This window comes from Arthrobacter sp. BK1, from assembly GCF_056680055.1.
The window spans coordinates 865,499-887,985 of sequence record NZ_CM155263.1; the positions used below are offsets into that span (position 1 = coordinate 865,499).

Here is a 22,487-nt window from a genome sequence, read left to right on the forward strand (position 1 = left end):
CATTCCTCCTTTTCGCTGGCTGGCTCATACCTGGCGGACGGGGAGAAGCCGCGCGCCCGTGGCTGTGCTCATCCGTTGCCTGGCCAAAGCGGGCCACGCCTGGACAGCGCAGAACGGGGCGCACTGGTGCCCGCCGTCGTCGCTCTTTGTTCCCACGTGGACGCAGCACTGGGTGAGCCTCTCCTCGATCATGGTCGAAATGTCCATGAACGGCTTGACCATGATGCGGGTTACGCGTTCGGCGAGGAGCCTGCGCAGCCGTTGCTGCTGGCCCGGGAGCTTGCCGGCCGCCAGGGTAGTGAGCGTGCCGATGCCGAGGTCACACTGGGTGCAGATGTTCTTCCAGAGATCCATGGTTCTCGGGTGGGACAGCGAGGACTGTTCGCTCAGGAGGTCCAGCAAGGAGGACTTCATCAGGTTGCGCAGCTCCAGCGGGATCGCGCTGTCGGCTATGCGGTTGGCGATGCTGTCAGGATTCAGTTCCAGCCAGGCCAGCAACTGATCATGCCCGATGAGGGCGGTCAGCGAACGCCAGACCCCCGAGTCGTCCTTCAACATGTAGCCCACCGAAGCGCAGTGCGGATGCGAGCACGGGAGCGCTGTCAGGTCGTGCCAGGAGACCACCCCGCCGGTCTGCTCCGCGAGCCGGTCGAGGACACCCGTATGGGTGAGCCTGTTCCTGGCGTCGATGCCGTGGCCGCGGCCTGAACCGAACACCGGCTGAAGCGCAACACCGCCGACGAACGGGGTCTCCAAGGCCCGCATGACGACGGCGCCCACCTCGCCGTCGTTGACGCCCAAGGTGGCCGTCATCGTCAGGGTGGTGAAGATGCCCGCTTCGGACAGGCGCGCGATAGCGGCGTCCTTGAAGCGGGTGAGGTCTCCGCCGCGGTGGTGGATGGAGGCTTCCTTCGACGGCCCGTCGTACTGGAGGTACACCTCCACCCGGTCCCGATGTTCGGCCAGGAGTGCCAGCAGGTCGTCGTCGGTGGCGATCAGGATGCCGTTGGTATTCACCATGATCCGGACGATCGGACGGGCAACGAGCTCATCCAGAAGTTCGGCGAGATAGGGATAAAGCGTCGGCTCGCCGCCGGAGAGCATCAGCACGTCCAGCCGCCCGTTTTCGCGGGACAGCCGGGTGTCGATATTCGCGAGGACCTCGCTCAGCGGGGCCACCCCCTGCAGCTGGGGGCCGGAGGCGGTGAAGCACGTGGGGCAGCGCAGGTTGCAGTGCTCGATAATGTCCTGCAGGAGGATGCACGTGTGTTGCGTCTGCATGGCTGGCAGCCCGTACGCGTAAGCTTCCGGCACCTGGCGGTAGTTGTCCGCCTGGTCGGGGATGTGCTGTTTGGTGGGCGCCTGCCACTTCTCCAGGTAGCGCAGGATTTCGGGAGACTCGTCGTACAGCGTGCTGATTAGCCCATGGTCGGGGCAGCCACGTTCGAGCCATACCCGGTCATCGCGGATCAGCAGCGCGCCGGAGAGCCGCCGCACCTGCGCGAGCGGAGCGTTGCCTTCGTGGCAGCGGGGACAGAACGCGGTGACGTACCGGTGGATGCGGTCCCCACGGAGCGGCTGGCCGGGGCCCGGGAGTGCCTGCCGGGAAGAGAACGGTGACGGATTCATCTCAGACCCCGCCTCTCATCTGACCGAGGGCCATGACGCAGATCCCGCCACCCAGCAGGATGAAGACCCCCAGGCCAATCAGCAGCCCGGTACCCCACCGGGATGTGCGGGGCCTGACCGCCAGCACTATGGCTACGGCCAGATAGACCGCGATGGGTAGGAAAGCTGCCGGCCCGGCGAGGAAGGTCCTGTACCCCTGATCCGGAGCGATCCCCATCGTTGTTCCGAAATAGAGGGCATAAAGCGCCAAGGCCCCCAACAGGATTCCAAGTGCCATGGAGCCCCGTTTCGGTTCAGCGGGCGTCCCCTCTTGGGGCTGTTCGAACGGGTCCCATGGGGTGCCGGGCTTGTCCTCGCTCATGCCGCTGTTCCTTCCAACTGCGGGCGGAGAGGATTCCCGAATACCCGCTGCATCCGCCAGAGCAACAAGGGGAGAACCACCAGAAGGAACCACTGGGGCCGGCTCATGCCCAGCAGGATCACCTCGTTGCCCCGGACGAACTCCACTCCGAACCGGAACAGGGCGTAGGAGGTCACGTAACAGATAAAGAGATCGCCAGGACGGGGCAAGCGGTCACGAAAGCGCCACATCACGGCGAATGCTGCAAGGTGGAACACCATTTCGTAGGCAAACGACGGGTGGAGGCCCACGCCGGACTGTGTGCCGAGCATTGCAGCCTGCACGGGGGTGAGTTCGATCCCCCACGCTCCCCCGGTTGGCGTGCCCGGCAGTTCCGTCAGCAGGCAACCGATCCGTCCGGGAATTAGCGCCAGAGCGACGGCGGGTGCCAACAGATCGCCGGTGGGGTTACGGTAACCAGTGAGCCGCTTGCCCAGATGGACGCCGAACCATGCGCCGACCAGCCCCGCGAGGATGCTGCGGTCCCCGTTACCCCACCAGTCCGCGAGGGAGACCTCCCGGGAAACGTCCCAGGTGAGCAACCTTGAGCCAATGGCACCGAAGGCAACAGCGAAGCCTGCAATGGGCCAAAGGCGGGGATCGGTGAGGCCTCTGCGGCGCTTCTCGTAGGCGTAAAACACCAGGGCTGCGAAGATTCCCAGCCCCACAAGCCCAGCATGCACCAGCCCATCTCCCGCAAAGGGAAGCCCGATCATGAGCAGAGTGTAGCAGTGGGCCGCTGCGGCCCTTCGGTACTACATGTGGACGTGCAGGCGCCGGGCAGCTTCGGAGATGGAGCCGCTGAGCGACGGGTAGACCGTGAAGGTGCTGGCGACGTCGTCCACGTGGAGTTTCTGCTTCACGGCGATGGAAATGGCGAAGATCAGTTCCGAGGCATTCGGTCCCACCACCACCCCGCCGATCACGGTGCCGGAGCCTTTGCGGGCAAAGATCTTGACGAAACCGTCCTTGTGGTTGCGCATCTTGGCGCGGGCGTTGCTCTTGAGGGACAGCTTGATCACATCTCCCTGGTACTTGCCGGAGTGGATCTCGTCCTCGGACACACCCACGGAGGCGATCTCCGGGGAGGTGAAGATGTTGGACGCTACCTGGTGAAGCTTGATGGGCGTGACGCTATCGCCCAGGAAGTGGGCGATCGCGATCCTGCCCTGCATCGCCGCCACGGAGGCGAGCGCCAGAACGCCAGTGCAGTCCCCGGCGGCGTAGATGTTGGGCGCGGTGGTGCGGGAGACGCCGTCCACCTTGATGTGCCCGCTCTCGGTCAGCGCAACCCCGGCTTCTTCCAGGCCGATCCCGGCGGTGTTGGGGATGGAGCCCACGCAGACCAGGCAGTGGCTGCCGGTGACTTTGGATCCGTCGCCAAGGGTGACCACCACGCCGTCGTCCGTCCGTTCGACCGTTTCCGCGCGGGCACGGGACAGAACCCGGACGCCGCGGCGTTCGAAGACTTCTTCCAGCACCTCGGCGGCGTTGGTGTCGGAGCCGGGCAGCACCCGGTCCCGGCTGGAGATCAGGGTGACTTTGGAGCCCAGGCCGTTGTAGGCGGAAGCAAATTCGGCGCCGGTGACACCGGAGCCCACCACGATGAGTTCCTCGGGAAGTTCATCCAGATCGTAGATCTGGGCCCAGTTCAGGATGCGTTCGCCGTCAGGGCGGGCAGTTGGGAGTTCGCGGGGATGGGCGCCTACGGCCAGCAGAATGGTGTCCGCTTCCACGGTTTCCGTACCGTCCGCGGTGATCACTTCGATAGTGTGCGTGTCCACGAGCCGGCCGGAACCGATCAGGATGCGGACGTTGTGCTGCTCAAGGCCAGCGGAGATATCACGGGACTGCTGGCGGGCCAGGCCCAGCAGCCTGTCGTTGATGTGCTTCAGATCGGCGCGCATCACGGGCACGAAATCGCCGCCGTCGACGTCGAACTTCACTCCCAGCTCCCCCGCCTCGCCGACGCGGGTCATCAGATCCGCCGTCGCGATCAGGGTTTTGGAAGGAACGACGTCGGTCAGTACCGCCGAGCCGCCCAGGCCGGCGCGTTCGATGATGGTGACCTGCGCTCCCAGGGAGGCTGCCACCATGGCGGCTTCGTATCCGCCCGGGCCACCTCCCAGGATTGCGATCCGGGGTGAGCTGAAATCAGGATGCGTAGTCACAATCAACCATTCTCTCCCATCCGCACCGGGACCACCACCTGAGGCTGGGCACAGCGGCGGCGGCAGGATAGCTTGTACCAGTGAGTAATACAGACCTCCCCGCCACTGACCCCTTCCTCGCCGCGCGTTCAGCGGCTGACTACATTGCCGAGGCGACCGGAGTGGCGAGCCACGACGTCGCCCTGGTCCTGGGCTCGGGCTGGGCCGAAGCCGCTGACCTCATTGGAGACACCACCGCCACCCTGACTGCTGACGAAGTCCCCGGCTTCCACGCCCCGGCCGTGGAAGGACACACCGGTACCATCCGCTCAGTCCTGACCAAAGAGGGCAAACGCGCCCTGGTTCTGGGCGCACGGACGCACTACTACGAGGGCAAAGGGGTCCGCGCCGTGGTGCACGGCATCAGGGCCGCTGCGGCCGCCGGATGCAGGACCCTGGTCCTCACCAACGGCTGCGGTGGCCTGAACGAGAGCTGGGCGCCGGGGACGCCGGTCCTCATCAAAGATCACATAAACCTCACCGCCACGTCCCCGCTGGAAGGCGCAACCTTCGTTGACCTGACAGATCTCTACAGCCCGCGCATCCGTGCCCTGGCCCTGGAAGTGGATCCTTCACTGGACGAGGGCGTCTACGCCCAGTTCAGCGGACCACACTATGAAACCCCTGCTGAGGTCCAGTACGCCAAGCGGATCGGCGCAGACCTGGTGGGCATGTCCACCGCCCTGGAAGCGATCGCGGGCCGGCACGCCGGCATGGAGGTCTTCGGCATTTCGCTGGTGACCAATCTGGCCGCCGGGATCAGCCCCATGCCGCTGAGCCACCAGGAAGTCATCGAGTCCGGCCACGCCGCCGGACCGCGCATCTCGAAACTCCTGGCCGGAATCATCGCCAAACTCTAGGACAACGCGGGGTCACTTAACGCCCCTCCGGAGCCCTTTTTTGGGCGTTAAGTGACCCCGCGTTGGTTGAAGGGGACCCCGCGTTGGTTGACGGGGCAGTCAGGATCTGGCCCCGGTCAGCTGCTTGACCGTATTCCCCCGGGCTTCAGGGAACCGGCGCTCGATGGACTGGGCGATCCCGGCAACGCTTTGCCGGGACAACTCCGTCCGCCAGGTGACCTCGGCGTGGCGCATTGCCTGGGATATAAGGCACGTGCGCGCGTAGTCGGCATCCATATTGCCGCCCGGCGCGTTCCCGAGGATCCCTTCGCAGCGGAAAGCGTCGTCGTTTCCCTCGATGGCCAGGACCACATCGAGGATCGAGATCTTCTCCGGACGCCTGGCCAGGGAAAACCCGCCCCGGGGCCCTGACACAGAGTTCAGGATCCCCGCGCGTACCAGGGCCTGGAGCTGCTTGTTCAGGTAGGCGGCCGGAAGTTTGTAGAACTCAGCCAGCCGTGCGCTGCTGACGGCCTCCCCCGGTGGCGTCCATGACATGTTCACGCAGCTGTGCAGCCCCCACTCAACCCCCTGCCCCATTTTCATATTCGCGACGTTACTTGTCCAGAAATCCAGCTGTCAAGGATTTCTGTTTCCGCTCCCATCCTTGAGTGTTCAAGGAACAGTTCCGCCGGCAATGACGATAGCGTGGGACCATGACGTCCTCCGATGCCGATTCCTTGTTCAGCCGAGCCCGCGAATGGGCCGCCAAAGACCCGGATCCAGCTACCTCCGCAGCCCTCTCCGACCTGCTGCGGCTCTCGGAGGACGGCTCCCCCGCCGCCGTGCAGGAACTCACCGACAGCTTCAACGGGACGTTGCAGTTCGGGACCGCCGGCCTCCGGGCCGCCCTCGGGCCAGGACCAAACCGGATGAACCGTGTGGTGGTGCGCCGCGCCGCCGCCGGACTTGCCGCTTTCCTGGCCGACGCCGTGGGTGAGGCTGCCCCCGGAACCCGGCCGCGCGCCGTCGTCGGCTACGACGCCCGGCACAACTCGGACGTCTTCGCCGAGGAAACGGCCGCCATCTTCACCGCTGCCGGGATCGATACGTTCCTGATGCCGGCAGCGCTTCCCACCCCGCTGCTTGCCTACGCGGTGCGGGCGCTTGAGTGCGACGGCGGCGTGATGGTGACCGCCAGCCACAATCCGCCGCAGGACAACGGCTACAAGGTGTACCTGGGCCGCCATGCCGTGGAGGAAAGCGGCCGGGGTGCGCAGATCGTTGCCCCCTACGACGCCATGATTGCCGCACGGATCGACACCGTGGGCGCACTTGAATCCATCGCGCTTGCAGCGGATGGCTGGACGGTCCTCGCACCGTCCATTGCAGAGGACTACAACCGCGCGACGGCGGCACTCGCCGATCCGGCACGCTTTCCTGCCCGCGACCTGCGGATCGTCCTGACGCCGATGCACGGCGTTGGCGGCGAAACGGCCGTGGCAGTGCTGAATGCTGCGGGTTTCGCGGAGGTCACCCTCGTGGCGGAACAGGCTGAGCCGGATCCCGACTTTCCCACCGTGAACTTTCCCAACCCGGAGGAACCGGGCGCCCTGGACCTCGCGCTGGAAACCGCCGCCCGGGTGGATGCGGATATCGTCCTGGCCAACGATCCCGATGCGGACCGCGCCGCCGTGGCAGCGAAGGATCCGGACACGGGGGCGTGGCGCATGTTGCGCGGCGATGAGGTGGGAGCCCTTCTGGGTGCGCACATTGTGGCGCGGCTCGCGGCCGGTGTCTCCGGGGGCGTAGGCGGGTTGGCCCCGGCCGCTGCCCCACAGGCAGGCGCGAAAACAGCCGGCGTATTCGCCAACTCGATTGTTTCCTCGCGCCTGCTCGCCCGCATCGCCGCAGCTGCCGGGTATGCGCATGAGGAGACACTGACAGGCTTCAAGTGGATTTCACGCGTTCCCGGGCTGCTCTACGGCTACGAAGAAGCCTTGGGCTACTGCGTCGCGCCGGACCTGGTCCGGGACAAGGACGGGATCTCGGCGGCTGTCCTCATTGCCGAACTTGCCGCTGCCGCGAAGGCTGAAGGGAAAACCGTTTTCGACACGCTCGATGAGCTCTACCTGCGGCACGGGCTTCATGCCAGCGACCAGCTGAGCATCCGGGTAGCGGACCTGGGCCTGCTCGATGCCATGATGAACCGGCTCCGCGTCAGCGCGCCCGAATCATTCGGTTCCTCAGCCGTTGAAACCTTCGTGGACCTGGCTGAAGGGAGCGCGCATTTGCCGCCCACCGATGGCCTGCTGTATCTCACGAAGGACCACACCCGGGTGATCATCAGGCCCAGCGGCACCGAGCCCAAGCTCAAGTGCTACCTGGAAGTCCTGCGCCCCGTGGAATCAGCGGCTGAGCTTCCCGAGGCGCGGCAGGCCGCCCGCGCCGCGCTGGACAACGTACTCACCGATGTCCGGGAGGCGCTGGGTCTCTAGCGAGGCTGCTTAGGCCTGGACCTCGACGAACCCGTCCGAGATGCGGGTGCTGAATGTTTCCAGGCGGACGGCCGCGGTTCCGAAGCACTCGCCTGTTTCGAGGTCGTAGACCTCTTTGTGGAGCGGTGAGGCAATGGTGGGGCGGGAGCCACGGGAGCCCAGAATGCCGCGGGCCATGACGTGGGCGCCGGTGGCGGGGTCCTCGTGGGCCACGGCAAAGACTTCGCCGGGGCCGGTCCGGAAGAGGGCCACCTGGCGGCCTGCGATCAGTGCGGCTTCGCCCCACGCCAGTTCAAGGTCCTCCACCGCACAAACCCGGTGCCAGCCTGTTGCCAGTGCTGCGGCGTTTCCCGCGGTGTCAGCTTCGGTGGCGAGCGCCCCAAGTTCCAGTGTTGCCGTCATGTCCGGCTCCTCTCCACGTTCTTGTCTGTCTGCTGTTGTTGCTGAATGCTGCCGGCCACCTCTGCGGCCGTACTACCAAACTAGGCAGCGGGTGTTTCGATGGCGTGCAGTGAATGTGTCCGGCGCGTAAAAGAGAACTCACCCTGCCGGAAACGCGTTCGTGATGCAGAAGTTAAGGTGACGAAACAATTGGGAAACTGAAGCGAAACTGCGGCTGCCTACTGTTGAAGCAACACCTCGTCAGAGAAAGTCGCAGAGAACCGTCTGCGGCCCATGCGAAAGGCCCACAGTGACCGAACAGACTTCAAGCACAGAGAACACGCGCCGCATCGTCGTCGCCGGTGGCGGACCCGCTGCCCACCGCTTTGCGGACGCCATGCACTCCCGCGGGCTCGATGGCTGGCATGTCACGGTCCTCACTGAGGAGGCCCACCTCCCGTATGACCGCGTAGCCCTCTCCAAGGCCCTCACCGACAGCGACGTCGACCTGACGCTGGGCAGCGCCTCCATGTGGGACCACGATTCCCTGTCGCTGAAGACCGGCGAGCGTGTGGTCAAGATCAATGCCGAAGCCAAGACGGTGGAAACCGCTGCCGGCAGCACCTTTGAATACGACGACCTCGTGGTCGCCACGGGCTCGAATGCCGCCCGGCTGCCCATCCCCGGCGCGGAGCACACCCACGTCTACCGCACGCTCGAAGACGTCTGGGCCATCAACAAGGCCATCACCGAACTGACCGAAAAGCTCGGCCGCAAGGTTAACGCCGTCACCATTGGTGGTGGCCTCCTCGGCCTGGAATCGGCCGCCGGCACGGAGCAGCTGGGAGCCAACCCGATCGTCATCGACGGTTCGCAGTGGCTGATGGCCACGCAGCTGGATGAGGGCGCAGGCCAGGCCATGGGCCGGCTCATCAAGGCCAAGGGCTTCGCAGTCCACGGCGGCGTCTTCCCGTCGGAAGTATTGTCCGACGACGACGGCCAGGTCACCGGTGTCCTGATGGCAGACGGCCGAATCATCGACGCCGACCTCGTGATTGTCGCCATCGGCGTCCGGCCCCGCGATGAACTCTTCCGCGCCGCCGAAGGCGAAGAACAGGTCTTCAGCCTGGGCCAGCGCGGCGGTGTGGTCATCAACGATTTCTGCGCGACGGAAGTCCCCGGCATCTGGGCCATCGGCGAGGTGGCCAACTACGGCGGCATGTGCCTGGGCCTGGTTGCCCCCGCCAACACCATGGCCGAGATCGTGGCCGACCGACTGCACGGCGGCGAAGCCACCTTCCCGGGCTTCGATACCGCCACCAAGCTCAAGCTGTCCGGCGTCGATGTTGCCAGCTTCGGCGACGGCTTCGCCAAAACCGAGCACTCCCTTGAAATCGTCTACGCGGACCCGGCCCGCGGCGTCTACCAGAAGATCGTCACCACCGACGATGCCAAGACCCTCCTGGGCGGCATCTTCGTGGGCGACGCGACCCCCTACACCAGCCTCCGCCCCCTCCTGGGCCGCGAACTCAGCGCCGAGCCCGGCGCATACCTCACGGCGGCCGGCGGCGGCGACGCCCCGGACACGGAACTCCCGGACGACGCCATCCTGTGTTCCTGCAACAACGTCTCCGCCGGAACCATCCGGGACACCGTCAACGGCTGCGGCGCCTGCGACGGCAACGCTCCCGTCCAGGAGCTCGGCGAACTCAAGGGCTGCACCCGCGCCGGGACCAGCTGCGGTTCCTGTGTCCCGATGCTGAAGAAGCTGCTGGAAACAGAGCTCACCAAGTCCGGCGTCGAGGTCTCCAAGGCTCTCTGCGAGCACATCGAGCTCTCCCGCCAGGAACTGTTCGAGACCATCCGTGTCCTCGAGCTGTCCTCCTTCGAAGAAATCATGGCCAAGTACGGCACCGGAGCCGGCTGCGACATCTGCAAGCCGACCATCGCCAACATCCTGGCCAGCCAGAACAGCGCCTACGTCCTGGACGCCGGCCGCGGCACCCTGCAGGACACCAACGACCGCGCCCTGGCCAACATGCAGAAGGACGGCACCTACTCGGTGGTCCCCCGCATCGCCGGCGGCGAGATCACCCCGAAGAAGCTCGGCGTCATCGCCGCCGTGGCCGAGAAGTACAACCTGTACACCAAGATCACCGGCGGCCAGCGTATCGACATGTTCGGTGCGCGGCTGGAGGAGCTTCCGGAAATCTGGAAGGAACTGGTGGACGCCGGCTTTGAATCCGGCCAGGCCTACGGCAAGAGCCTGCGCACGGTGAAGTCCTGTGTCGGGTCCACCTGGTGCCGCTTCGGTGTGCAGGACTCGGTGGCCATGGCCATCCAGCTTGAACTCCGCTACCGCGGCCTCCGCAGCCCGCACAAACTGAAGATGGGCGTCTCCGGCTGTGCCCGTGAATGCGCCGAGGCCCGCGGCAAGGACGTCGGCGTGATCGCCACCGCGGACGGCTGGAACCTGTACGTGGGCGGCAACGGCGGCGCCACCCCGGCCCACGCCCAGCTGCTCGCCAAGGACCTCGACGACGAGACGCTGATCAAGTACATCGACCGCTACTTCATGTACTACATCCGCACCGCCGACCGCCTCCAGCGCACCGCACGCTGGCAGGAAGAGCTCGACGGCGGCATCAAGCACGTGGAGGATGTGGTGGTCAAGGACACCCTGGGCATCGCCGAGGACCTCGAGGCCGCCATGGCCAAGCACGTTGACACCTACGTGGACGAATGGGCAGACACCCTGAAGGACCCCGACCGCCTCCGCCGGTTCCGGTCCTTCGTCAACGCACCGGACCAGAAGGACGATTCCATCACCTTTGTGTCGGACGAACGCGGCCAGTTCCGGCCGGCCACCGCTGAAGAAAAAGGGAAGGTCCTCATCGGAGCTTCCATCCCCATGAGGCCCCGCGACGAGAACGAGGTATAGGCATGCAGCTCAGCATTGATCTCACCGGCCGCGAAGTCCTGGTCACCGGATCCGACTACGCCGCCCGCCAGGCGGTCCGGCGCTATGAAGCTGCAGGCGCGGTAGTCTCCCGCCTCAGCACCCCGCAGGGCGCCAGCCACGACGGGCCGCTCCCCGAGCGCCCGTTCCTGGTCGCAGCGGTCGACGACGGCCAGCCCGGCTGGGAGGCCCTGCTGGAGAGGTGCCGCACCACCGGCATCCCGGTCGCCGTCGAACCTGCCGCCGGGCCCGCGGGCCACGTCACCCTGGTGGGTGGCGGCCCCGGAACCACTGAACTGCTGACCGTGGCCGCCGTCAAGGCACTCCGCGATGCCGACGTCGTCTTTTATGACCGGCTGGCCCCCTACCAGGAGCTGCCGTCCCTGACCTCGGCCGAGCTGATCGACGTCGGCAAGAAGCCCGGCCACCACAAAGTCAGCCAGACCGATATCGAGAAGCTGATGGTTGCCTCCGCCCTGGAAGGCAACAACGTGGTCCGGCTCAAGGGCGGCGATCCCTACGTCTTCGGCCGCGGCGGCGAAGAAGTGGCGTCCTGTGTTGCGGCGGGCGTCCCCGTCCGCGTGATCTCCGGTGTCACCAGCGCCATCTCGGTGCCGGCTGCGGCCGGTATTCCGGTGACCCACCGCGAAGTAAGCCACATGTTCACCGTGGTCTCCGGGCACGCCCCGCTGACCCACAAGGAGCACACCCACCTGGCCGGGCTGGGCGGCACCATCGTTGTCCTGATGGGCATCGGAACCCTGCACCAGCTCGCAGCCGGGCTCCGCAAGGCGGGAATGCGCAACGACATGCCCATGGCCGTCGTCGAACGCGGCTACCGTCCGGGGCAGCGCACCACCATCGCGGATCTGGGCACCATCACGTCCGCTGCAGCCGGCTGCAGCAACCCCGCTGTGCTGGTCATCGGCGAGGTGGTTCGCGTGGCTGAGGCCAACCGCGGGCATGCCGAGGCCGCCGCCGACCTGGACCGGCTGGCGGCCTCGCTGCTGGGCTCGTGAAAGGATTGACCCCCATGAACGCACTCGCACCGACCGAAGCTCCCGGGGCTCCCCCGGCCCAGACTGAGGAAGCGTCCGGGCGGGAGTCCGCGGATTCGCCACTTGAGGGTTTCCGCATCGGCGTCACCTCCCACCGGCGCTCCCAGGACCTGATCGAGGCCCTGGAACGCCGCGGCGCCGAGGTGCTGCACGCCCCCGCACTTAAGATCGCACCGGTGCAGGAGGACATCCGCCTCATTGAGGACACCAAGGCAGTCATCGCCGCCAAACCCGACCTGTGCATCGCCACCACCGCTTACGGCATGCGCCGCTGGTGTGAAGCGGCGGACTCCTTCGGGATCGGTGAGCAGCTGCTGGAAACCCTTGGAAACTGCCGGATGTTCGTCCGCGGACCCAAAGCCCGTGGTGCCGTACGCGCGGCGGGCCTTGCCGACGTCGGGATCAGCAGCGACGAAACCACTGCCACGCTGGTGGACATGCTGCTGGCCGAGGGTGTGCGCGGCAAGACCGTTGTAGTGCAGCTCCACGGCTACACGGATGTCCGTCAGCTTGAACGTCTGCGGATGTCCGGCGCCACAGTCCTGACCGTCACCCCCTACCGCTGGGTGAAGCCCGACGGCGAGGACCGGCTTCCCCGCCTCATCGAAGCGGCCTGCAGCGGCAACCTGGACGTCCTGACCTTTACCAGCGCCCCGGCTGTGGACGCGATGTGGAGCACAGCCCACGAGATGGGCGTCTACAAGCAGCTCATCGAAAGCCTGCAGACCACGGTCACCACAGCCGTCGTCGGGCCTGTAACAGCCCAGCCGCTGCTCGACGCCGGCGTGACCCCGCTGATCCCGGAGCGCTTCCGGATGGGGGCACTGATCCGGCTGGTGTGCGAGCACCTTGCCCTGAACCACGTGCGGCGGCTGGACACGCGGTCCGGCCACATTGAACTCCGCGGACGCAGCCTGCGCATCGACGGGCAGCCCGTTGAGCTGGCACCTGCTCCCCTGCTGCTGCTGCGTGCACTGCTGGGGGCCGGCGGAGCTGTGCTGTCCCGCGAATCACTGTCCGAACTCCTTGAACTGCGCGGTTCAGTCCACGCCCTGGACATGACCGTCAGCCGGCTCCGCTCCTCCCTGCCGGACGGCCGGCTGGTGGAAACCGTGGTCAAACGGGGTTACCGCCTCCGCGTCTAAGCCGTCCCGCCCCCGTTTCATTTCCGTTTCACGCGTGAATGAGACGGGGGTCACCGGAAGTGTTACCGGCCGGTAAACATTGGCGAACGGGCCCCGAAAGAGCAGCAATGACGTGGAAACACAACCGAAAAAGCCGAGGCCTACGCTGGGTCCATCATGAAGTTCCGGCCGTTCACGCGGCCGCCAGCGAAAGGGCCAGCACATGTCCGCTCCGGCACCGTCCACCTCATTCTCCTCCGCACAGCGCATCGTCATTGCAGGTGCCGGCCCTGCCGCCCAGGCGTTGGTCAGGCAGCTCAGCGGCGCCAGGTTCAGCGGCACCGTGACGGTCCTCAGCAACCGTGACGACGCACCCGAGGAACTCCTGGAACTGGCCCTGCTGCCCCAGGTGTCGGTCCGCTTCGGCCAGCCGGCCAGCCACATAGACGCAGAAGCCCGCACCGTCGCCACCGCCGATGGCATGGAATTCAGCTACGACCAACTGGTCATCGCCACGGGATCCGCACCGCTGGACGCACCCGTCGAGGGATCCGGGCACTGCCTGAGCTACTCCACGATTGACGACGCCGCCCGCATTGGCGAAGCCGTCATGGACATCACCAAGGGACTGGGCCGGCGGCCGCTGGGAATCCTGGTGGGCACCGGAGCTGCTGCCGGACAGGCCGAAGCGGTGCTCCGTGCCCGTGGTGTCCGTCCGATCCGCACCACAGTCCGCCCCGCCGCAGTCGTTCCGGCTTCATCCGGCTCCGCCCTGGGCTCCTCTGGAGTGATCTTCGCGGACGGCAGCAGCATGAACGGCGACCTGGTGGTGCTTGCCGAGGAACGCATCTCGCGGGACGGCCTGGCCGCCAGCGCCGGCCTGCAGACTGCGGCCAGCGGCGGCATCGTCATCAGCCGGGACTTCCGGACGTCAGTGCCGGGCATCTGGGCCATCGGCGATGCCGCAGCGTTCGACGGCGTCCGGCTGGGACTGCTGGTGGCGGCCGCATCTGCCGCCGGGGTCTGCGCCACCCAGCTCATGACGGCAGCTCCAGCCGGCGCAGCGCTCGGGCTCGCCGCCTGAGCCCTTGTGGCCGCGGGCTGTTCCCGCTCGATGGTGCCACGCACGAACCATCGAGGGCGGCTGGTGCTATGGCAAGATGGTCACCTGAACAGCCACTGACATGGTGGCACCGGCGGCCCACAAGGCCACATGGAAAGGACCATCATGAGCAACGAAGCCACTCCTGTGAACCACCCCGGAGCGGGCACGGACTCAGTGCCGGGCAACATCGCATCCTACATCGACCACACCCTGCTCAAGCCCGAAGCGAGCGAAGCCGACGTCCTGAAGGTCTGCGCAGAGGCCGCCGAATACAGCTTCAAGTCGGTCTGCGTAAACCCGGTCTGGGTCAAGACAGTGAAAACCGCCCTCAAGGGTTCCGGTGTGCTGACCTGCTCCGTTGTCGGGTTCCCGCTGGGCGCCACCCCCACCGACGTGAAAACTTTCGAAGCCCGCGGTGCGGTCCTGGATGGTGCGGATGAAGTGGACATGGTCATTAACATTGCCGCTGCCCGTGCGGGCGATAAGGGCGCGCTGGTGGAGGACATCTCCGCCGTGGCCGAGGCGGTTCACGCCAGCGGGGCCATCCTGAAGGTCATTATCGAAACCGTCTTCCTCAGCGATGACCAGAAGGTCCTTGCCTGCCAGGCGGCTGTCGAGGCCGGGGCGGACTTTGTCAAGACCTCAACCGGGTTCAACGGCGGCGGCGCCACCGCCGACGACATCGCCCTGATGCGGCGCACTGTGGGCCCTGACCTTGGCGTCAAAGCGTCCGGCGGGGTGCGGTCGCTCGCCGATGCTCAGGCTATGATTGCTGCAGGTGCAACACGTATTGGTGCCAGCTCCGGCATTGCCATCGTCAAGGGTGAACAGGGTTCATCCGCATACTGACAGCGCAGCCGGGCTTCCACAGGTAAAGCCCCACGGGGCCCAAGGAGGAACGCATGTCCAGCAAAATCACCGGCCAGGCAAACACGGCCGGCAGTGCCCAGGCGGGCACCATCCAGACCCCGCAGAACGAGAACAGCCTCGTCACGAGCATCGCCCTCTTTGTGGTCATGATTGCGCTGTTCCTGGGCTCCGTGTACTCGCTGTCCTGGCTGACGCTGGACAACTACTGGCCCATGGCGGTCTGCCTTGGCCTCTTTGCCCTGGCCTTCTGGATTCCGATGACCGTGCTGGGCCGCTCCGACTCCGCCGGCGAGAACTAAGCACACCGAACGTCAAAGGCCGGGGCCGCGGATTCTTCCGCGGCCCCGGCCTTTTGCCATTGGCCCCGGTTCAGTCCGCACCAAAGAGCCGGCCGACCACGCTGCCGCCCAGCGCCATGGCAGTGGGGAAATGCGCCTTCGCCAGCGACCAGCCGGCCACACACATGCCCACCATGGCGTAGGCGCTGACCGGGATCAGCACCAGCCACTCACGCTTGGAACCGGCCCTGCCCAGCAGCGGCAGGGAGAACGCTCCGTTGGCCCGCCAGATATCGTTCAGCACCGGCAGCTTCCGGAGGAACTTCGGCGGCTTGATGACGATCGGCCAAAGCAGCGGTACCCCGCCGGTGGTGATCATGTCCCCGACGATGTGCACCACCACCCCGATCAGCATGGACATGGGCAGCCACGTCCACTGATCGGGAGCAAACCAGGTGACCAGCCCCGCCATGACGAGCCCGAAGATCCAGTTGGTGAGGAACCCTGACTTCGGAAACAGTTTCAGGGCTTTGGCGGCAATGTTGATCAGGAACATACACAGCACCCCGGCGCCCACGGACAGCAGCCCCCACTGCGTCTGCACCTGGATCTGGCCGGCCAGGCTCGCCAGCAGCACAAAGAACGCCGCCCCGAGGACCGAGTGGGTACCCTGCCGGTGCCCGCCGCTGGCGTTTTCAATCCCCACGGCGATGACGTTGGACAACGGGGGCAACGACCGGGCAACGGTGCTGTGCCGGTGGTCCCAGTCGCACACCAGCGCTGTACCCGCCGTCGCCATGCCTCCAATGACGATTCCGGTGGCGTCCAGCGGATACCAGCCCAGGGTGTAAGGCCCCGTTGAGGCAACAGCTACCCACGCCGCGGCTCCCGACGCGGCGTGGTGTCCTCCCATCAAGGTCAGTTACCTGTGGGTGAGGCAGCAACCGCCGCGTCGGCGAAAATGTTGCTGATGACGCCGTTGGCCCATTCCAGAATTTCGGCGTCCTGGAGATCCCTGCCGCCGATCCTTGCGGTCTTCGGCTTCGGGATCAGCACCGCGTCCAGGGCGGGCTTGGACTGGGAGCCCGGGTACATCCGGGCCAGCCGCATCAGTTTGGACTCCGGCAGCTGCGCCGGCGAGAACTTGATGAAGTTGCCCTGGAGCGCGACGTCGGACAGGCCGGATTCGCGGGCGCCTACCCGGAAGCGGGCCACGGCGATGAGGTTTTGGACGGGCAGCGGCGGCTCACCGTAGCGGTCCACCAGCTCGGCAAGGACCTCCTCGATGGCCTCGTACGTCAGCGCTGATGCGAGCTTGCGGTACGCCTCCAGGCGCAGCCGCTCCCCCGGCACATAGTCGTGCGGCAGGTGGGCGTTGACGGGAAGCTCGATCTTCATCTCGGCCGCCTTTTCCTCGGCATCGCCACGGTAGTCAGCCACGGCCTCACCCACCAGGCGGATGTAGAGATCGAAGCCGACGCCCTGGATGTGGCCGGACTGCTCGCCGCCGAGCAGGTTGCCCGCGCCACGGATTTCGAGGTCCTTCATGGCCAGCTGCATGCCGGCGCCCAGCTCGTTGTGCGTGGCCACGGCCTTGAGCCGTTCCAACGCCACCTCGCCCAGCGGCTTTTCCGAGGGGTACAGGAAGTAGGCGTAGGCCCGTTCGCGGCCACGGCCCACGCGGCCGCGGAGCTGGTGCAGCTGGGACAGTCCGTATTTGTCGGCCCCGTCCACAATCAGCGTGTTGGCGTTGGAGATGTCCAGGCCGGTCTCGATGATGGTGGTGCACACCAGGACATCGAACCGCTTCTCCCAAAAGTCCACGATGATCTGCTCCAGCCGGCTTTCGGACATCTGACCGTGGGCAACTTCCACCCGGGCTTCCGGAACCAGTTCGCGGATCTTCGCCGCGGTGCGTTCGATGGTGGACACCCGGTTGTGGACAAAGAACACCTGGCCTTCACGCATCAGTTCGCGGCGGATCGCCGCTGAGGTCTGCTTGTCCGTGTACGGGCCCACATACGTCAGGACCGGGTGCCGTTCTTCCGGCGGGGTGGCCAGTGTGGAGGTCTCGCGGATGCCGGTCAGGGACATCTCGAGCGTCCGCGGGATGGGCGTGGCGCTCATGGCCAGCACGTCGACGTTGGTGCGCATCTTCTTGAGGGCTTCCTTGTGCTCCACCCCGAAGCGCTGCTCCTCGTCCACGATCACCAGGCCGAGGTCCTTGAACGCGAAGTCCTTGGACAGCAGGCGGTGGGTGCCGATCACCACGTCAACGGAGCCGCTCTTGACGCCCTCCACCGTTTCCTTGGTTTCCTTGGTCCCCTGGAAGCGGGAGAGCGCCTTGACCCGCAGCGGGAAGCCGGAGAAGCGCTCGGTGAAGGTCTCGTAATGCTGCTGGGCCAGCAGGGTGGTGGGCACCAGCACCGCCACCTGTTTCCCGTCCTGGACCGCCTTGAATGCGGCGCGCACGGCGATCTCGGTCTTGCCGTAGCCCACGTCACCGGACACCAGGCGGTCCATGGGGATCTCGCGCTCCATGTCGGCCTTGACCTCGTTGATGGTGGTCAGCTGGTCCGGCGTCTCCACATACGGGAACGCCTCCTCCAGCTCCCGCTGCCATGGCGTGTCCGGGGCGAAGGCGTGGCCCCGGGAGGCCATTCGCGCCGAGTACAACCGGATGAGTTCGCCGGCGATTTCCTTGACGGCCTTGCGTGCCTTGGATTTGGTGCTGGCCCAGTCCGAGCCGCCCATCTTGCTGAGCACCGGGGTGTCGCCGCCGACGTAGCGGGTCACCTGGTCAAGCTGGTCTGTGGGGACAAACAGACGGTCCCCCGGGGCGCCGCGCTTGGACGGGGCGTATTCCAGCACCAGGTACTCGCGCACTCCGTCTCCGCCGCCGGCAACCTTGCGCTGGATGAGCTCCACGAACCGGCCTATGCCGTGCTGCTCGTGGACCACGTGGTCCCCCGCCAGCAGCTGCAGCGGGTCCACGGCGTTCCGGCGCTTGGACGGCATCCGCCGCATGTCCTTGGTGGAACCCGCCGATGTCCGGCCCAGCAGGTCCGCTTCGGTCAGCAGCCCCAGTTTGAGGGATTCCAGGACAAAACCGCGTCCGACGGCGGCGGTGGTCACCTCGATGATGCCCGCCTGCGGTTCCTTGTCCAGGGTGTCCACCCTGGCGCAGGGGATATCGGCGTCGTGGAAGAGTTCGGCCAGGCGCTGCGCGGGCCCGGGGCCTTCGGTGGCCACCACGATCCGCCACTGGTCCCGGACGTGGGAGCCGATGAAATCCATCATCTCTGCCACATCGCCCTGGTAGCCCCGGGGTTCCTTGGCGTGAAGGTTCAGGACGTCGATCTCGGGGAGCAGTTCCTCGTCGGTGGCGAGGGAGGTGATGGACCACCACGAGACGTCGTGGCCCAGGGCCGCGGTGCGGGTCTCAGCGAGTGACCGGAAGCTGGCGGAGTGCAGGGCCTCCGACGCCTGTGATGTCAGGTCCAGCGGTGCGGTGCCGCCGTCGGACGCCGTGGACCAGGCCGCTTCCAGGAATTCCTCATTGGTGGCTGCGAGGTCGTGCGCGCGGGTGCGGACCTTTTCCGGTTCGATGACCACCGAGATGGACCCGGCGGGCAACTGGTCCACGAACGGAACCATGGCGTCCACCAGTACCGGGGCCAGCGATTCCATGCCTTCGACGGCGATGCCGCCGGCGATCTTTTCCAGCATGTCCGCTGCGGCCGGCAGCTGCGTCTTCAAGTGGGCGGCGCGGGACATCACCGACGGCGTGATGAGAATTTCCCGGCAGGGCGGGGCATGCAGTTCGGTGGGGTGGTGCAGGCCCGGTGAGGACAGCGAGCGCTGGTCGGCGACGGCGAACCAGCGCATCTGGTCCACCTCGTCGCCGAAGAACTCCACCCGGATGGGGTGATCCTCCGTGGGCGGGAAAACGTCGATGATGCCGCCGCGCACAGCGAACTCGCCACGGTGGGTGACCATGTCCACCCGGGCGTAGGCGGCATCTGCCAGGCGGCGCACCACGTCGGTGAAGGGCACTTCCTGGCCCACTTTCAGTGTGACCGGAACCAGTTCACCCAGCCCCGCCACGATTGGCTGGACCACAGCGCGCACCGGAGCGATGACCACCCGCAGGTGTCCCGCCGTCGAGCTTTCCGGATGCGCGAGCCTGCGCAGGACAGAGAGCCGCCTGCCGACCGTGTCCGAACGCGGTGAAAGCCGCTCGTGCGGAAGGGTCTCCCAGCTGGGGAATTCAGCAACGGCGTCGGCGGGCAGGTACGCGCGCAGGGCTGCCGTCAGGTCTTCCGCCTCGCGGCCTGTAGCGGTGACGGCGAGCACCACCGGGGGCAGCCCGCCACCGGTGGTGCCGGCTTCCCCGGCGGACTGCGAGAGCCCGTCAGCCATTTCAGCCAGCAGCACGGCGCGCAGGCCGGCCGGGGCGCTGATCTGGTAGTCCTGGCCCCGGATGTCGAACCCCCGGCCGGCCTCGGCCCGGACGCGGGCGAAGGTCTGGTCTCCGGCGAGGACGCGGCGCAGTCCGTCGAGTGACGGGCCGTGATGGGACGGGCCGGTGAGGCTCATGGCGGAAGCTCCTGTGGTGTTCGGAGAAAAGCAGGCAACACGAAAACCCGAAATTCGCAAGAATCCCGGGTATTCCCAGCCTACCGCGCGACGCGCCAGACTAAGCTTTCAGGACCCACGGCCATCCGGACGCCTCGCGGCTACGAATGGCAAAGTGAGAAGAAGGAGTCTTCATGACGGGCACATCCGAGTCATCAGCGCGCGCCGCAGCCAAGACCGTTCTGGTCACCGGGGCCACCGGCTACATCGGCGGGCGGCTGGTGCCCAAACTCCTGGAGGCCGGGCACCGCGTAAAGGTCCTGGTCCGGTCCCCCGACAAAATCTCGGGGGTCCCGTGGCTGGCGAAGGTGGAAGTGATCCAGAGCAGCCTCGACGACGGAGATGCACTGCGCGATGGGCTCGCCGGCGTCGACGTCCTGTATTACCTGGTCCACTCCATGGCTGCCGGAGCCGGTTTCGAGGCCAAGGAGAAGGCGATGGCGGAGACCGTCGCCAAGGCGGCCGCGGACGCCGGTACCAGCCGGATTGTGTATATGGGCGGCCTTCATCCGGCCAATGCGAAACTGTCCACCCACATGCGTTCCCGGGAGACGGTAGGCAAGGTCTTCCTTGACAGCCCGGTGGATGCGATCGTCTTCCAGGCCGGCGTGGTGATCGGTTCCGGTTCAGCATCCTTCGAGATGATCAGGCACCTCGCCGAGACACTCCCCTTCATGCCGGCACCCAGCTGGGTTCGCAACAGGATCGAAGCCATTGCCGTCCGGGATGTGCTCCATTACCTCGTGGCCGCCGCCTCGCTCGAAGGCCACATCAACCGCACGTTCGACATCGGCTGCCGGCAGGTGCTCACCTACGCCGGCATGATGAAGGAGTACGCCGCCGAGGCAGGACTGCCGTACCGCGTGGTGCTGGCGCTGCCCATCCCCGCGCCCAAGCTTGCGGGCATGTGGGTGGCACTGACCACGCCCATCCCGCTGTCCATGTCGCTCCCCCTGGTCCAGTCGCTCCAGGACGACGCCGTTTCCGGCGAGCACGACATCGACCAGTACATCCCCCGGCCCGACGGCGGCCTGACCAGTTACCGGACCGCCGTCGCCCTGGCGCTGGGCAAGGAACGCGATGGACAGGTGGAGACCACCTGGGCCAATGCCGGCGCCGATGCCGATCCGCTGCCCAGCGACCCGGACTGGGCCGGACACAAGGTCTACGTGGATGAGCGCACCTTCCACGGGGACGTTGATCCTGCCCATGTATGGACCATCATCGAAGGGATCGGCGGCCGCAACGGCTGGTATTCCCTCCCCCTGGCCTGGCAGGTCCGCGGCTGGCTGGACAAGCTCACCGGCGGAGCAGGCCTGCTGCGCGGCCGCCGCCATCCCGGCAATTTGGCTGTCGGAGAAGTGGTGGACTGGTGGCGGGTGGAGCGGATCGAGCGCGGTAGGCTGCTCCGGCTGCGGGCCGAGATGCGTGCTCCCGGACGGGCATGGCTGGAGCTCGCGGTGGAACCGGACGGCAACGGCAGCCTGTACCGCCAGCGCGCCATTTTCTTCCCCAAAGGCCTCAGCGGCAAACTGTACTGGCTTGCCGTACTACCCTTCCACAGCCTCATCTTCCCGGCGATGTCCCGGAACATCACCGCAGCCGCCCAGAAGCTCGCGCAGGCAGACGGCGGTTCTGAGAACCTTCCGGCCGCCCCGTAGGATGTGGGGAGCAAAAAGCGTTCTGACACTGAAGAATCACTGGAGGATTCATGGCACTGAGTGCAACCACTACCCTTCCGCACGCCGTCGACAGCGTTGCAGCTGTCCTGGTGAACGAGGATTTCCAGCGACACACCAGTGAGCTTGTCGGCGGGACCCTGGAGTCCTTCGCGGTGACCGGTGACGTGGCAGGGGCCTTCAGCACCACCTCCGTCCGGACCCTGCCCACCACGCGCCTGCCCGAAATTGCCCGCAAGTTCGTCGGTGAGAGCCTCACGGTGACCCAGGTGGAGAACTGGGACGCCCCGTCGGCTGACGGCTCACGCCAAAGCAACATCTCGCTGAAGATCGCGGGCGCCCCTGTGGATGTCTCCGCAGTCCAGCGCCTTGTTGCGGAGGGCGGCAGCACCCGGATCGATTTGGAAGGAAGCGTCACCTCCTCGGTGCCGTTCCTGGGCGGCAAGATCGCGGCCGCCGCTGAGCCCATGGTTGCCAAGGCGCTGAACCTGCAGTCCCAGCAGGCCCAGGCCTGGCTCGAAAGCCACTAAGGCGATGCAGCTCCCGCTCTTCGCCGCCTGGGTCCTGATCCTGGCCGGCGTCTGGTCCCTGGTGGTGTGGCCGCAGTTCCTGAAGCGTGTGATGAAGGATCCCCGCGCCAGGGACGCTGCCGGCAAGGCCACGAAGTTCCTCACGGTCCACGTGGTGCTGGTCAGCATCTCGATGGTGTTGGGGGCTGCCACCGCGGTAATCGGAGTTATGGGCCTGCTCGGCTAGACTGGTCTAAGGTGCGCCGGGAAGTCTGGTCGGCAACAATTTTGCCGACCCCTCAGTTCCCCA

Annotated in this window: 19 protein-coding genes; 11 read left to right on the forward strand and 8 right to left on the reverse strand. The window is 66.4% G+C overall.

Going from position 1 to position 22,487, the window contains the following annotated elements; translation table 11 throughout:
- Positions 1-24: 24 nt before the first annotated feature.
- From AC1MCA_RS03840 to AC1MCA_RS03855, 4 genes are read right to left on the reverse strand one after another with little or no spacing between them, the layout of a single operon-like run.
- Positions 25-1,629: a radical SAM protein gene (locus AC1MCA_RS03840; RefSeq protein WP_479801357.1), complete on the reverse strand. Its 1,605-nt coding sequence runs from the start codon at positions 1,627-1,629 to the stop codon at positions 25-27.
- 1 nt (position 1,630) lies between these two features.
- On the reverse strand, positions 1,631-1,990 hold the full coding sequence (locus AC1MCA_RS03845) for a hypothetical protein (RefSeq protein ID WP_479801359.1): 360 nt from the start codon (positions 1,988-1,990) through the stop codon (positions 1,631-1,633).
- Positions 1,987-2,745, reverse strand: coding sequence for a prolipoprotein diacylglyceryl transferase (locus AC1MCA_RS03850; RefSeq protein WP_479801361.1), 759 nt, complete (start codon positions 2,743-2,745; stop codon positions 1,987-1,989). The genes AC1MCA_RS03845 and AC1MCA_RS03850 overlap by 4 nt, the downstream gene beginning before the upstream one ends.
- A gap of 39 nt (positions 2,746-2,784) precedes the next feature.
- Positions 2,785-4,200 (reverse strand): NAD(P)H-quinone dehydrogenase, encoded by a 1,416-nt coding sequence (locus AC1MCA_RS03855; protein ID WP_479801363.1) that lies wholly within the window; start codon positions 4,198-4,200, stop codon positions 2,785-2,787.
- An 80-nt stretch (positions 4,201-4,280) separates the two neighbouring features.
- Between AC1MCA_RS03855 and AC1MCA_RS03860 the strand changes: the two genes are divergently transcribed.
- Positions 4,281-5,099, forward strand: coding sequence for a purine-nucleoside phosphorylase (locus tag AC1MCA_RS03860; protein WP_479801365.1), 819 nt, complete (start codon positions 4,281-4,283; stop codon positions 5,097-5,099).
- A 99-nt stretch (positions 5,100-5,198) separates the two neighbouring features.
- On the opposite strand, the gene AC1MCA_RS03865 is transcribed toward AC1MCA_RS03860, so the two are convergent.
- On the reverse strand, positions 5,199-5,684 hold the full coding sequence (locus tag AC1MCA_RS03865; RefSeq protein ID WP_479801367.1) for an RrF2 family transcriptional regulator: 486 nt from the start codon (positions 5,682-5,684) through the stop codon (positions 5,199-5,201).
- A gap of 110 nt (positions 5,685-5,794) precedes the next feature.
- On the opposite strand from AC1MCA_RS03865, the gene AC1MCA_RS03870 reads away from it, so the two are divergent.
- Positions 5,795-7,576, forward strand: coding sequence for a phospho-sugar mutase (locus AC1MCA_RS03870; protein ID WP_479801369.1), 1,782 nt, complete (start codon positions 5,795-5,797; stop codon positions 7,574-7,576).
- A gap of 9 nt (positions 7,577-7,585) precedes the next feature.
- Here AC1MCA_RS03870 and nirD read toward each other — a convergent pair whose 3' ends face one another.
- A complete protein-coding gene (gene nirD / locus AC1MCA_RS03875) occupies positions 7,586-7,978 on the reverse strand; it encodes a nitrite reductase small subunit NirD (protein ID WP_108598771.1) in 393 nt (130 codons plus the stop codon).
- A gap of 289 nt (positions 7,979-8,267) precedes the next feature.
- Between nirD and nirB the strand changes: the two genes are divergently transcribed.
- From nirB to AC1MCA_RS03905, 6 genes are all read left to right on the forward strand, one after another.
- On the forward strand, positions 8,268-10,898 hold the full coding sequence (nirB, locus tag AC1MCA_RS03880) for a nitrite reductase large subunit NirB (protein WP_479801371.1): 2,631 nt from the start codon (positions 8,268-8,270) through the stop codon (positions 10,896-10,898).
- Positions 10,899-10,900: 2 nt separating this feature from the next.
- The gene (gene cobA, locus AC1MCA_RS03885) at positions 10,901-11,935 is read left to right on the forward strand and encodes a uroporphyrinogen-III C-methyltransferase (RefSeq protein ID WP_479801373.1); all 1,035 of its coding nucleotides are present in this window, start codon (positions 10,901-10,903) and stop codon (positions 11,933-11,935) included.
- Positions 11,936-11,949: 14 nt separating this feature from the next.
- Entirely contained in the window at positions 11,950-13,119 is a 1,170-nt protein-coding gene (locus AC1MCA_RS03890; RefSeq protein ID WP_479801375.1) for a uroporphyrinogen-III synthase, read from the forward strand.
- A 202-nt stretch (positions 13,120-13,321) separates the two neighbouring features.
- On the forward strand, positions 13,322-14,182 hold the full coding sequence (locus AC1MCA_RS03895; protein WP_108599582.1) for an FAD-dependent oxidoreductase: 861 nt from the start codon (positions 13,322-13,324) through the stop codon (positions 14,180-14,182).
- Between the two features lie 144 nt (positions 14,183-14,326).
- Positions 14,327-15,052, forward strand: coding sequence for a deoxyribose-phosphate aldolase (gene deoC, locus AC1MCA_RS03900; RefSeq protein ID WP_479801377.1), 726 nt, complete (start codon positions 14,327-14,329; stop codon positions 15,050-15,052).
- A gap of 53 nt (positions 15,053-15,105) precedes the next feature.
- On the forward strand, positions 15,106-15,372 hold the full coding sequence (locus tag AC1MCA_RS03905) for a hypothetical protein (RefSeq protein WP_181365193.1): 267 nt from the start codon (positions 15,106-15,108) through the stop codon (positions 15,370-15,372).
- Between the two features lie 70 nt (positions 15,373-15,442).
- Here the strand turns inward: AC1MCA_RS03905 and AC1MCA_RS03910 are convergent, their stop codons facing one another.
- Together AC1MCA_RS03910 and mfd are read right to left on the reverse strand one after the other, a co-directional pair.
- A complete protein-coding gene (locus AC1MCA_RS03910; protein ID WP_479801379.1) occupies positions 15,443-16,264 on the reverse strand; it encodes a metal-dependent hydrolase in 822 nt (273 codons plus the stop codon).
- 5 nt (positions 16,265-16,269) lie between these two features.
- Positions 16,270-19,950, reverse strand: a complete 3,681-nt coding sequence (gene mfd, locus AC1MCA_RS03915) for a transcription-repair coupling factor (protein WP_479801381.1) — start codon at positions 19,948-19,950, stop codon at positions 16,270-16,272.
- A 173-nt stretch (positions 19,951-20,123) separates the two neighbouring features.
- Between mfd and AC1MCA_RS03920 the strand changes: the two genes are divergently transcribed.
- The 3 genes from AC1MCA_RS03920 to AC1MCA_RS03930 are packed head-to-tail and all read left to right on the forward strand — an operon-like array spanning position 20,124 to position 22,424.
- Positions 20,124-21,650, forward strand: coding sequence for an SDR family oxidoreductase (locus AC1MCA_RS03920; RefSeq protein WP_479801383.1), 1,527 nt, complete (start codon positions 20,124-20,126; stop codon positions 21,648-21,650).
- Positions 21,651-21,700: 50 nt separating this feature from the next.
- Entirely contained in the window at positions 21,701-22,198 is a 498-nt protein-coding gene (locus AC1MCA_RS03925) for a DUF2505 domain-containing protein (RefSeq protein ID WP_479801385.1), read from the forward strand.
- 4 nt (positions 22,199-22,202) lie between these two features.
- The gene (locus AC1MCA_RS03930; RefSeq protein ID WP_108599814.1) at positions 22,203-22,424 is read left to right on the forward strand and encodes an SCO4848 family membrane protein; all 222 of its coding nucleotides are present in this window, start codon (positions 22,203-22,205) and stop codon (positions 22,422-22,424) included.
- The last annotated feature ends 63 nt before the right edge of the window (positions 22,425-22,487 follow it).